Source organism: Terrabacter sp. 05T424, assembly GCF_056396225.1.
Genome location: NZ_JBFTLB010000001.1, coordinates 402,341 through 414,798 on the forward strand (window position 1 = coordinate 402,341; position 12,458 = coordinate 414,798).

At 71.6% G+C, this 12,458-nt stretch carries 8 protein-coding genes; 7 read left to right on the plus strand and 1 reads right to left on the minus strand.

Annotated features, from left to right (window positions below; genetic code table 11):
* Positions 1-49: 49 nt before the first annotated feature.
* Positions 50-586 carry an AMIN-like domain-containing (lipo)protein gene (locus tag AC1DE0_RS01915; protein ID WP_478096546.1) on the minus strand — a complete coding sequence of 179 codons (537 nt, stop codon included), beginning with the start codon at positions 584-586 and terminating at the stop codon, positions 50-52.
* Between the two features lie 127 nt (positions 587-713).
* Between AC1DE0_RS01915 and truA the strand changes: the two genes are divergently transcribed.
* The 7 genes from truA (at position 714) to pulA (ending at position 12,380) form a co-directional block, all read left to right on the plus strand.
* On the plus strand, positions 714-1,589 hold the full coding sequence (gene truA, locus AC1DE0_RS01920) for a tRNA pseudouridine(38-40) synthase TruA (protein ID WP_478096548.1): 876 nt from the start codon (positions 714-716) through the stop codon (positions 1,587-1,589).
* A 62-nt stretch (positions 1,590-1,651) separates the two neighbouring features.
* The gene (locus tag AC1DE0_RS01925; protein WP_478096550.1) at positions 1,652-2,311 is read left to right on the plus strand and encodes a hypothetical protein; all 660 of its coding nucleotides are present in this window, start codon (positions 1,652-1,654) and stop codon (positions 2,309-2,311) included.
* Between the two features lie 4 nt (positions 2,312-2,315).
* The gene (locus AC1DE0_RS01930; protein WP_478096552.1) at positions 2,316-2,951 is read left to right on the plus strand and encodes a hypothetical protein; all 636 of its coding nucleotides are present in this window, start codon (positions 2,316-2,318) and stop codon (positions 2,949-2,951) included.
* A 76-nt stretch (positions 2,952-3,027) separates the two neighbouring features.
* Positions 3,028-4,710: an ABC-F family ATP-binding cassette domain-containing protein gene (locus AC1DE0_RS01935; protein ID WP_478096554.1), complete on the plus strand. Its 1,683-nt coding sequence runs from the start codon at positions 3,028-3,030 to the stop codon at positions 4,708-4,710.
* Between the two features lie 19 nt (positions 4,711-4,729).
* Complete coding sequence (locus AC1DE0_RS01940; RefSeq protein ID WP_478096556.1) at positions 4,730-5,782, plus strand: NAD(P)H-dependent flavin oxidoreductase; 1,053 nt, start codon at positions 4,730-4,732, stop codon at positions 5,780-5,782.
* Positions 5,783-5,840: 58 nt separating this feature from the next.
* On the plus strand, positions 5,841-6,377 hold the full coding sequence (locus AC1DE0_RS01945) for a YbaK/EbsC family protein (protein WP_478096559.1): 537 nt from the start codon (positions 5,841-5,843) through the stop codon (positions 6,375-6,377).
* A gap of 183 nt (positions 6,378-6,560) precedes the next feature.
* Entirely contained in the window at positions 6,561-12,380 is a 5,820-nt protein-coding gene (gene pulA, locus AC1DE0_RS01950) for a pullulanase-type alpha-1,6-glucosidase (RefSeq protein WP_478096562.1), read from the plus strand.
* Positions 12,381-12,458 lie beyond the last annotated feature (78 nt).

A 12,458-nucleotide genomic window follows, 5' to 3' on the forward strand; every position in this document is an offset into this window, starting at 1 on the left:
ACGTGGGACGCAGCGTTCTTACGACCGCGAGTGCGAGTTGGTCTCGGGATCACCAGGCGTGGGCGACGTCGACGACGAGGCGGCGGCCGCCGTCGGCATCGGCGATGACGAACGCGCGCATCGGCAGGCGTGCCCGGACGCCGAGGCCGTAGTCGGTGTAGCCCTCGAAGCTGCCGATGTTCTTCAGCTGCCGGAAGGTGCGCCAGCCGGAGAACGTGGTCGCGCTCGTGCCCAGCGTCGAGGGTGCGTCGACGGTGATCTGGATCTTCGCGCCGCCGCTGACGGGCACCGGGAGCCCGCTGCCGGGGCCCGTCACCGCGCTGACGTAGCGCACGCGGTAGCCCAGCGTCCCGCGGCCCGGGTTGAGGTCGAAGACGACCCGGTCGAAGCACGCGTGCTGCCCTGCCCTGGCCGAGGTGACCCGGCCCGTCCAGAGCAGGCTCGGGCTCGTCGCCTTGGTGGCCGAGCCCCAGGTGATGCCGCAGAACGGCGCGGCGGAGGCCGACGTGGTGGCGGCGACAGCCGCCGGGGCGACGAGGGCGGCTGCGAGAGCGGCGCCCGCGACCCGGCGAGAGATGGTGTTCATTTCAGGTTCCCCCTTCCGCGAGCCCCGGACCCGCTGTCCGGTGCTCCACACACAAGACGTGTGAAGGTCAGAGGTGGTTGACGGCCTCCTGGTACGCCGTGGCGCCACCCGGTTAGGCTCTGTCGCGATGAGCGAGGAGAACGGGTCGCGCGAGCCGGACCCTGCACTGCTGAGGGTGCGGATCGACCTGGCCTACGACGGCACCCACTTCTCCGGCTGGGCCGCCCAGCCAGGCCTCCGCACCGTCCAGGGGGAGCTGGCCGCCGCGCTCGCCACCGTGCTGCGCAGCCCCGAGCCCGTACGCGTGACCGTGGCCGGCCGCACCGACGCCGGCGTGCACGCCCGCGGACAGGTCGTGCACGCAGATCTCGACCCGCACGCTTGGGCGGACCTGCCCGGCCGGTCCGACCGGGAGCCGGGCCCCTCGCTCGTGAGCCGTCTCGGCGGCGTCCTGCCCCACGACATCGTCGTGCGACGGGCGGCGCCGGCACCTGAGGGTTTCGACGCGCGGTTCGCGGCGCTCGAGCGGCGCTACGTCTACCGGATCGCCGACCCGAGCGCCCTGCGCGACCCGCTGCGACGGCACGACACGGTCTGGTGGCGCAAGCCGCTCGACGTGGGTGCGATGGACGAAGCCGCCCGGTCGCTCGTCGGCCTGCGCGACTTCGCGGCGTTCTGCAAGCAGCGTGAGGGCGCGACCACAGTGCGCACTCTGCTCGACTTCTCGTGGGTGCGTCTCGACGACGGGGTGCTGGCCGCCACCGTGCGCGCGGACGCGTTCTGCCACTCGATGGTGCGCTCGCTCGTCGGCGCGGTCGTGCCCGTGGGGGAGGGGCGACGCGAGCGCGACTGGCCGAGGGCCCTGCAGGAAGGTCGCGACAGCGCCCTCGGCATCCACGTCTTGCCCGCCCTCGGGCTCAGCCTCGAGGAGGTCGTCTACCCCGCGGACGACGACCTCGCCGCCCGCTCGTCGGCCACGCGCGCGAGGCGTGAGCCGGCCTGACGTCGTCTCGGTCCCGAGACTCGACCCGGCACCCGGGGAGGGCCTGTGGTTGGATCCTCGTCATGACTGCCCGCCCGACCCGCATCGTCTCGGTCGGCCTCCTGACGTGCGCGCTGGTGCTCACCGGATGCTCGAAGGGCCCGGCCGACGCCCAGACGACCCCCTCGAGTGCCGGCCAGGCGTCATCCTCACAGTCCACCTCACAGTCCACCTCACCGGCGCCGTCCGCGAGCTCCACGGGCTCCTCGTCGGGCACGTCGACGGCGACTGCGACGGGCGATGAGGTCAAGGGCAAGTCGGGTGCGTTCACCGTGGTTCCGCCCGAGGGCTGGACCGAGGCCACCGACAAGGCCGACGGGGTCGCCAACATCGACCTCGTGCTGCTGTCGTCGAAGAAGGTCGGCTCCTTCGCCAACAACCTCGTCGTGCTGTCCTCGGCGGGTGACCGGTCGGCGCTCGACGAAGAGATGGCCAAGGGCCGCGAGCAGATGAGCGCGGCGGGTCGCGCCATCACCACGGCGCCCACCAGGGCGGTGGCGGGGACACCCGCCGTCGGCTTCACGACGACGTTCGAGCGCGACGGCATCAAGGTGCTGGCCCGGTCCTACGGGATCCAACGTGACGGCAAGGTCTACCTGCTCACGCTCAGCTCTTCGCAGGGAGAGGCCGATCACGCCCTCGCCGAGTTCGACGAGCTGCTGTCGACCTGGGCGTGGACGTAGCCCGATGCTGCGACTGAGGACGTCGGCGACCCTGCTCCCGGCGCTCGGCCTGGTCATGGCCTCGGCCCTGGCCGGGTGCTCCCACGACGCCCCGCCGGCGCCGGCCACCCCCACCGACACCGGGGTCGTCCACCTGCCCACGTCGGTCGCGCCGACGACCGACAGTGCCGGCCATCGCATCCAGCAGCTGCCGGCCCAGGCGAGCCGTCCCGCGCTGAGCGAGGAGCGGGTGCGCGGCAACGACTACAGCTACCAGCAACCGGTCGGCTGGTCTGCGGGGGAGCCCGCCCTCGACCCGCCGCCCGACACGCTGATCCGACCCGACGACACCGACGTGCCGGCGTTCATCGCCGTCGAACGACCGATCCGGATCGGGTCGAGCTCCCTCTCGGAGGTCGTCGACCGGCTCCGCAGCGGCTTCGAGGACAAGGGCTTCAGGCCCATGGCCGCACCCGAGCGGCAGATCGGCGGCTACGGCGCGATGGGCATCGTCGTCGACCAGTCCGACCAGGTGCGCCACGTCTACTACGTCGCGGCCTACGCCGAGCAGGCCTTCGCGATCCGCCTCACCTACGACCCGAGCCACCCCGAGTCCCTCGACGTCTACCGCGCCGTGCTCGACTCGTGGTCGTGGGGCTGAGGGCCGTGCGGGTGACCGCCAGGCCCCGCGTTATCCGCGTGACGCGGCCTGCCGGCATACGTCAGGCTTGACCCCCGTGGGCCACGTCGACGTCAACTCCGTCTCTTTCAGCCTGCCTGACGGCAGGCCGCTGCTCAACGACGTCTCGGTGCGGGTGGGTGAGGGCGCCAAGATCGCGCTGATCGGCCCCAACGGCACCGGCAAGACGACCCTCACGCGCATCGTCGCCGGCGACCTCGCCGCGCACGAAGGAGCCGTCACGCGCTCCGGCGGCCTCGGCGTCATGCGCCAGTTCATCGGCAAGGTCCGCGACGACACGACCGTGCGCGACCTGCTCGTCTCCGTCGCGCCCGACCGCATCCGCGAGGCGGCCGAGGAGATCGACCGCACCGAGCTGGCCATGATGGAGCGCGACTCCGAGGCCGACCAGATGGCGTACGCCCACGCGCTCGTCGAGTGGGGCGAGGCACGCGGCTACGAGCAGGAGACCCTCTGGGACCAGTGCACCGTGGCAGCCCTCGGCGTGCCCTACGAGAAGGCGCAGTGGCGCAAGGTCAACACGCTCTCGGGCGGTGAGCAGAAGCGGCTCGTCCTCGAGGCGCTGCTCCGCGGCCCGGAGGAGGTGCTGCTGCTCGACGAGCCCGACAACTACCTCGATGTCCCCACGAAGCGGTGGCTCGAGGAGGCACTCGTCGCGAGCCCGAAGACGGTGCTGTTCATCAGCCACGACCGTGAGCTGCTCGACCGCGTGGCCACCCGCATCGCGACCCTCGAGCCGGGCGCTGCGGGCGCGACCCTGTGGGTGCACCCGGGGCGCTTCTCGACGTATGCCGCCGCGCGGGCCGACCGCAACGCCCGCCTCGAGGAGCTGCGCCGCCGTTGGGACGAGGAGCACGTCAAGCTCAAGACCCTCGTGCAGACCCTGAAGGTCAAGGCGAAGTACAACGACGGGATGGCGTCGCGCTACCAGGCGGCGCAGACCAGGCTCGCGAAGTTCGAGCAGGCCGGCCCGCCCGAGGAGACGCCGATGACGCAGTCGGTCAAGATGCGGCTCACGGGCGGACGCACGGCCAAGCGCGCCATCGTCGCGACCGATCTCGAGCTGACCGGGCTGATGAAGCCCTTCGACCTGGAGGTCTGGTACGGCGAGCGGGTCGCGATCCTCGGCAGCAACGGCTCCGGCAAGTCGCACTTCCTCCGCCTGCTCGCCAGCGGCGGCACCGACCCCGAGCGCGAGCACCAGCCGGTGGGTGACGTGCAGCCCGACCCCGTCGCGCACAGCGGTGTCGTGCGGCTCGGGTCGCGGGTGCGCCCGGGCTGGTTCGCCCAGACCCACCAGCACCCGACGCTGCTCGGTCGCACCCTGCTCGAGATCCTGCACCGAGGCGACGAGCACCGGGCGGGCAAGCCCCGCGAGGAGGCGGCGCGCGCGCTCGACCGCTACGAGCTCGCCCGGTCGGGAGAGCAGCGCTTCGACTCGCTCTCCGGCGGCCAGCAGGCGCGCTTCCAGATCCTGCTGCTCGAGCTGTCCGGCGCGACGATGCTGCTGCTCGACGAGCCGACCGACAACCTAGACCTGCAGTCCGCCGAGGCGCTCGAGGAGGGTCTCGACCGGTTCGAGGGGACGGTCGTCGCCGTGACCCACGACCGGTGGTTCGCCCGCGGCTTCGACCGCTTCCTGGTGTTCGGCTCCGACGGCCGCGTCTACGAGTCGACCGAGCCGGTGTGGGACGAAGGCCGGGTCGTCCGGCCACGCTGACGGGAGTAGCGTCGAGGCCATGCTGCTGCGTGAGCTCGACACCGGTGTCGTCGGCGCCCCGATGGCGGGCGGGCCCACCACGCCCGAGCTCGTCGCGGCCGTGGGGGACGCCGGTGGCCTCGGCTTCCTCGCGGGCGGCTACCTCACCGCGCCGGCGCTCGCGGCGGCCATCGCCGAGGTGTGGGACGCGACGTCGCGCCCGTTCGGCGTCAACCTCTTCGTGCCCGACCAGGCCAACGCGTATGCCGTCACGCCGGGAGGGCTGAACGGCTCCGACCGTGCCGCTGCCGTGGCCGCCTACCGCGAGCGTCTCGTCGCCGACGCAGAGACGGTCGGTGCCGAGCCGGGAGAGGCACGCCCCGGCGACGACGACGACTGGGAGCGCAAGGTCGACCTCGTCGTGCGCGAGCGGGTGCCCGTCGTGTCGTTCACGTTCGGGCTGCCCGACTCGGCGGTGCTCGGGGCGCTGCGCCGCTCCGGCACAGAGACCGTGGCCACCGTGACCGACCTCGACGAGGCCCGAGCCGCGCTGGAGGCGGGGGTCGACGCGCTCTGCCTGCAGGGCCCTGACGGTGGCGGCCACCGCGGCACGCTCGACCCATCCAAGCGGCCCTCGGACCTCGACCTCGTCGAGCTGGTTGCCGCCGTGCGCGCCGAGACCGAGGCCCCGCTCGTCGCAGCCGGGGGCATCTCCACCCCCGAGCAGGCGGAGCGGGTGCGCGCGGCCGGGGCTGATGCCGTGCAGGTCGGCACGGCCCTGCTGCTCACGCCCGAGGCCGGCACGGGCCTGGCCTATCGGCGTGCCCTGGGCGATGCGGCCTACACCGGCACCGCGGTGACCAGGGCCTACTCGGGACGCTGGGCCCGCGGCCTCGAGACCGACTTCCTGCGCAGGCACGACGGGGAGGCCCCAGCGGCCTACCCCGAGGTGCACCACCTCACCGTCCCGTTGCGACGGGCGTCAGCGAAGGCCGAACGCCCAGACCTGCTCGCGCTCTGGGCCGGCACCGGATGGCGCTCGACGCGTGCGGTGCCGGCGGCGACCGTCGTCGCCGAGCTCGCCCGCGCCTGACAAGCCGGGCAGGCCTCGCCCGTGTGCTGACCGGCGGGTGACGGCATACGGTGACGTCATGCCGAGTGCCGAGGGAAACCTGACCTGGGAGCCCGCCACCGGGCGACCCGACCTGCTCGCGCCGTCGGTGGCCGCCGCGCTGGGGCAGGTGCCCGAGGTGCGGGTGGCGGCGATCGACGCGACCCTCGCCGACACGGCCGCCTTCTGCGAGGCCTATGACGTCGCGCCCGAGGCGTCCGCCAACTGCGTCGTCGTCGAGGCGAGGCGCGGCGAGACGACCACCCTCGCTGCGGTCATGGTGCTCGCGACCGACCGCGCCGACATCAACCGGGTCGTGCGTCGGCACCTGGGCGCGCGCAAGATCTCGTTCGCCGACCAGGCCAAGACGCAGGAGCTCACCGGCATGCAGCAGGGCGGGATCACCCCGGTCGGGCTGCCGGCCGACTGGCCCGTGCTCGTCGACAGGGCGGTTGCCGAGGCCGGCCCGGTGGTCGTCGGGGCCGGCGTGCGAGGGGCCAAGCTGCTCCTCGACGGGGCGGCGCTCGCGACGCTGCCGACCGCCGAGGTCGTCGAGCTCGCCATCCGCGAGTCCTGAGGGCCCGCCACGCGATCGCCCCATCGGTGACGTGTCGGGGCAAGATCTCGCAACATCCTGAGCACAAATGCAAAAAATTGCAGTTCTGGGCTGGCGTGGTGTCCGAAATGGGCGCTAGGTTCTCCGACGGTGGTCGAGCGTCCAGACGCGGGCGTGCGCGACCCCGCCCACAAAGGAGTGCGCATGCGCCGTCGCCCGGCCCTGTCCGTCGCCAGCATCTCGGCCCTCGTCGTCGCCGGACTCGCCGTCCCGCTGACGGGGGCTCCCGTCGCCCGGGCCGAGACGCCGCGCACCGCGACGCTCGTCGGCTCGCTGCAGAGCGAGCTCGGGTGTGACGCCGACTGGGCGCCCGCCTGCACGGCGACCGACCTCGTGCGGCAGCCCGGCACCACGACGTATGCCGCCGACTTCACCGTCCCCGCGGGCTCCTACGAGCTCAAGGTCGCGATCGACCACGACTGGGCCGAGAGCTACGGGCAGGGCAGCGCCAACCTGCCGCTCGTGCTGCAGCACGCGGCGAAGCTGCGCTTCACCTACGACGACACGACGCACTCCGTGGGCATCGCCCCCACCGACCTGCCGGGCACCGCGACCGCGGCTGACGCGAAGCTCGCCGCCTCCTCGCTGCGTGAGCTCGCGACGCGCGAGCGCTTCTACTTCGTCATGGCCGACCGCTTCGCCAACGGCGACTCCTCCACCGACCGGGGCGGGCTCACCGGGTCGCGCCTCGAGACCGGCTTCGACCCGAGCGATGCCGGCTTCTTCCACGGCGGAGACCTCAAGGGCATCTCCCAGCGGCTCGACTACATCAAGGGACTCGGCACCACGGCGATCTGGCTGACCCCGTCGTTCAAGAACCGTCCCGTCCAGGGCTCGGGCTCCGACGCGAGCGCCGGCTACCACGGCTACTGGGTCACCGACTTCACGAAGGTCGACCCGCACCTCGGCACGAACGCCGACATGAAGGCGCTCATCGCGGCTGCCCACGCCAAGGGGATGAAGGTCTACTTCGACATCATCACCAACCACACCGCCGACGTCGTCGACTACGACGGGGGGCAGCACGGCTACGTCTCCAAGGAGGCCTCGCCCTACAAGGACGCGAGCGGTGCGGCGTTCGACGACGCCGCGGTCGCGGGCAAGCCGATGTGCGCGGGCACGGCGAAGGCCTATCCGGACTGCTTCCCGGCGCTGTCGGCCGCATCGTCCTTCCCCTACAAGCCGGTCTTCCGCACCGAGGCCGACAAGAACGCCAAAATCCCCGCGTGGCTCAACGACCCGACGATGTACCACAACCGCGGTGACTCGACGTTCGCCGGAGAGTCCTCGACGTACGGCGACTTCGTCGGTCTCGACGACCTCTTCACCGAGCGTGCCGACGTCGTCTCGGGCATGACCGACATCTACAAGTCCTGGGTCGACTTCGGCATCGACGGCTTCCGCATCGACACCGTCAAGCACGTCAACATGGAGTTCTGGCAGGCCTTCTCGCCGGCGATCCTCAAGCACGCCACGGAGATCGGCAACCCCGACTTCAACATGTTCGGCGAGGTCTTCGACGGGAACCCCGCCTACACGAGCCAGTTCACGACCACGGGCAAGCTCCCGGCGACCCTCGACTTCGGCTTCCAGGGCGCGGCCCTCGGCTTCGCGCAGGGCAAGGCGACGACCGGCGTGCGCGACCTCTTCGCGGGCGACGACTACTACACCGACACCGACTCCAACGCCTATGAGCTGCCGACCTTCCTCGGCAACCACGACATGGGCCGGTCCGGCGCGATGCTGCTCTCGGCCGGCTACACCGGCGACGCGCTGCTCGCCCGCACCGAGCTCGCCAACTCGCTGATGTTCCTGTCACGGGGCAACCCGGTCGTCTACTACGGCGACGAGCAGGGCTTCACCGGGCCGACGAGCGGTTTCGACGACAAGCGCGCCCGCCAGGACATGTTCGGCACCAGCACCGACATCTACAAGGACGACGTCATCGTCGGCAGCTCGCAGCCGCAGGGCACCGGGCCGCACTACTCGACGAACGTCCCGCTCTACCGCCACATCCAGCAGCTCGCGGCGCTGCGCCAGGCCCACCCGGCGCTCGCCGACGGCGCCCAGGTGCACCGCTACGCCTCCGACGCCGCCGGCATCTACGCGTTCAGCCGCATCGACAAGGCGGCCAAGCGCGAGTACGTCGTCGCGACCAACAACGCCACGACGGCCAAGACCGCGACGTTCGAGACCTACTCTGCCGGAAGCAAGTTCGTGCCCCTGCTCGGTGCCAGGAGCGACCTGCGCGCTGACCCGTCCGGCCGCGTCACCGTGACCGTGCCGCCGCTGTCGGTCGCGGTCTACCGTGCAAACGACGCGATGGCCTCCTCGCCGAGCGCGCCGACGATCATCCCCACGTCGCCCAGTGCCGGCGGTGTCGTGGGTGGCCGCGCCGAGATCGGCGCCGCCCTCGACGGCACCACGTTCGCCGAGGTGACCTTCCTGCAGCGCCCGGTCGGCGCGACGCAGTGGACGCCCATCGGCACCGACGACAACGCCCCCTACCGCGTCTTCCACGAGGTCTCCGGCCTCGCGAAGGGCACCCTCGTCGAGTACCGGATGGTGGCCAAGGACCTGAACGGCAAGGTCTCGGCGACCTCTACGTACGGCGTCGTGGGCGACCCGCAGTCGACGGGCGGCGGCGACACCGGCGGCGTCGGTCCCGTCACGCAGCCGAACGCCGTCAGCATCCCCGGCAGCCACAACTCCGAGATGGGTTGCCCCGGTGACTGGCAGCCGGCCTGTGACCAGGCGCAGCTGACGCTCGACCCCAAGGACGACATCTGGAAGGGCTCGGCCACCATCCCGGCCGGCGACTACGAGTACAAGGCCGCGATCGACAAGGCCTGGGACGAGAACTACGGGCTCGGCGGCGCTCCCGGTGGCGGCAACATCGGCTACAAGGCACCCGGGGGCTCGGTCGACTTCTTCTACGACCACCGCACCCACTGGGTGACGAGCTCGGCCCAGGGGCCGATCCTCACCGCCCCGGGCAGCTTCCAGAGCGAGCTCGGCTGCCCCGGCGACTGGGCCCCCGACTGCATGCGTTCCTGGCTGCAGGACCCCGACGGTGACGGCACCTACACCTTCAGCACCGACCGCATCCCGGCAGGCAGCTACGAGTTCAAGGTTGCCGTCGACCGGACGTGGAACGAGTCCTACCCGGCGAACAACGTCGCCTTCACGGTGCCCAGCGCCGGTGTCGTCACGACGATCACCTACAAGGCCTCGACGCACGAGGTCACCGTCAAGACGTCCAAGGCGGGCGCCGCCCCGGACCTCACGAAGTCCAAGGCGTTCGTCGTCGGTCCCGACCTGGTGGCGTGGCCGGCCTCGGCCCTGCCTGCCGGCACCGACCCGGCGACGTTGCGCTGGCGACTGCACTGGTCGGCCGACGGCGGGCTCGCCGTCGACGCCGAGGCCGTCACGGGCGGGTCTGTCGCGACCCTGACGCGCGACCCGGCGGGCCTGCCCACGTCGCTCGTCGCAGCCCACCCCGAGCTCAAGGGTGCCGTGGCCCTGCGGATGGACAAGGCCACGTCGCGGCACCTGCCAGAGATCCTCCAGGGCCAGGTCGCGGTCGGGATGTACGACACGACCGGGCGACTGCTCGACGCCACGGGCGCGCAGACCGCCATCGCGGTCGACGCCCTGTACGCCGCATCGGCACGCGGCCGCACCTACGGGCCCAGCTTCACGGGCTCCGGCCGCGTCGGCTTCACGCTCTGGGCGCCCACCGCCCAGTCCGTCAGCCTGCTGACCTGGCCTGCCGGCAGTGCCGACCAGCCCGCGGGCACGGCCAGACGCACCGCGATGTCTCGCGTAACGGACGGCTCGTGGTCGGCTTCGCTCGCCGGCACGGCCCGCAACGCCCGCTACCTCTACGAGGTGAAGGTCTACGCGCCGACGACGGGCAAGGTCGAGACCAACCTCGTCACCGACCCCAGCTCCGTTGCGCTGACACCGAACTCGACCCGGTCGGTCGCGGTCGACCTGCGCGACCCGGCCTTCATGCCGACTGCGTGGCGCACCACCAGCGCGCCCACCTTGAAGCAGGCGGTCGACTCGACCATCTACGAGCTGCACGTGCGCGACTACTCCGCGTCCGACGCGAAGGTCCCGGCCGGCATACGCGGCAGCTACCTCGCGTTCGCCGCCGACGGCGACGGACGCGCGCACCTCAAGGCGCTCGCGAAGGCGGGGCTCAACACGGTCCACCTGCTCCCGACCTTCGACATCGCCTCGATCGAGGAGGATCGCGCCAAGCAGGAGACGCCGAAGTGCGACCTCGCCTCCTTCGCCCCCGACAGCGAGGAGCAGCAGAAGTGCACCAGTGCGGTCGCTGCCAAGGACGCCTTCAACTGGGGCTACGACCCGTTCCACTACAGCGTGCCCGACGGTTCGTACGCCTCGAGCGCCAAGACCGCTGACGGTGGCGCGCGTGTCGCCGAGTTCCGCACCATGGTCGGGGCACTGCACCAGGACGGCCTGCGCGTCGTGCTCGACCAGGTGTTCAACCACACGAACGCCTCGGGCCAGGCCGACAAGTCGGTGCTCGACAAGGTCGTGCCCGGCTACTACCAGCGCCTCAACGCGAGCGGCGCGGTCGAGACGTCCACGTGCTGCCAGAACGTCGCCACGGAGCACGCGATGGCCGAGAAGCTCATGGTCGACTCGGTCGTCTCGTGGGCGCGGAACTACAAGGTCGACGGGTTCCGCTTCGACCTGATGGGCCACCACAGCAAGGCGAACATGCTCGCCGTGCGTGCCGCCCTCGATGCCCTCACCCCGTTCAAGGACGGCGTGGACGGCAAGGCGATCTATCTCTACGGCGAGGGCTGGAACTTCGGCGAGGTCGCCGACAACGCGCTGTTCGTCCAGGCGACGCAGGGCCAGCTCGGCGGCACCGGCATCGGAACGTTCTCCGACCGGCTCCGTGACGCGGTCCGCGGCGGCGGTCCGTTCGACGAGGACCCCCGCAAGCAGGGCTTCGGCTCGGGCGAGGCCACCGACGACAACGGCGCCGCCGACAAGGACGGCAAGCCGGTCAACGCGGACGCCGCCGGTCGGCTCGCCCACGACACCGACCTCGTCCAGCTCGGGCTCGCGGGCAACCTCAAGACGTTCACCTTCCGCAGCCAGAAGAGCGGCCAGGCGGTGAACGGCACGCAGGTCGACTACAACGGCTCGCCGGCCGGCTACGCCGACCAGCCGGACGAGGTCGTCAGCTACGTCGACGCCCACGACAACGAGACGCTCTTCGACTCGCTCACCTACAAGCTGCCCGTCGCGACGTCGATGCGCGACCGGGTGCGGATGAACACCCTGTCGCTCGCGACGACCGCCCTCGCGCAGACCCCGTCGTTCTGGCATGCCGGTGCCGACCTGCTCCGCAGCAAGTCGCTCAACCGCGACTCGTACGACAGCGGTGACTGGTTCAACCGGCTCGACTGGACGGGGGCCGACAACGGCTTCGGGCACGGCCTTCCCCCGCAGGAGCAGAACTCCGCGAAGTGGCCGTTCATGAAGCCGTTGCTCGCCAACAGCGCGCTCAAGCCGGGCGCAGCAGATGTGCGTGCGGCCGACGCGATGGCCCAGGACCTGCTGCGACTTCGCTTCAGCACCAAGCTGTTCCGCCTCGGCAACGCTGCTGCGATCAACGCCAAGGTGAGCTTCCCGGTGTCGGGCACCGCCGACGCGAAGCAGGGCGTCATCGTCATGCGGGTCGACGACGCCTTGGGCACCGACGCCGACCCGGCCCTGCGCGGCCTCGTCGTCGTGTTCAACGCCACGCCGAACGCCGTGACGCAGAAGGTGCCCGGTCTCACCGGGCCGGTGGCCCTCAGCCCGGTACAGGCCGGCGGGGCCGACAGCCTCGTCAAGCAGGCGGCCTACGACGCCGGCAACGGCACGTTCTCCGTGCCCGCGCGCACGGTGGCCGTCTTCGTGCAGCCGAAGTGACCGGTCCGACGATGCGAGCGCCGGTCCCCGCACCCGCGGGGGACCGGCGCTCGCGCGTGCCGGCGCGCTCCCGAGCGC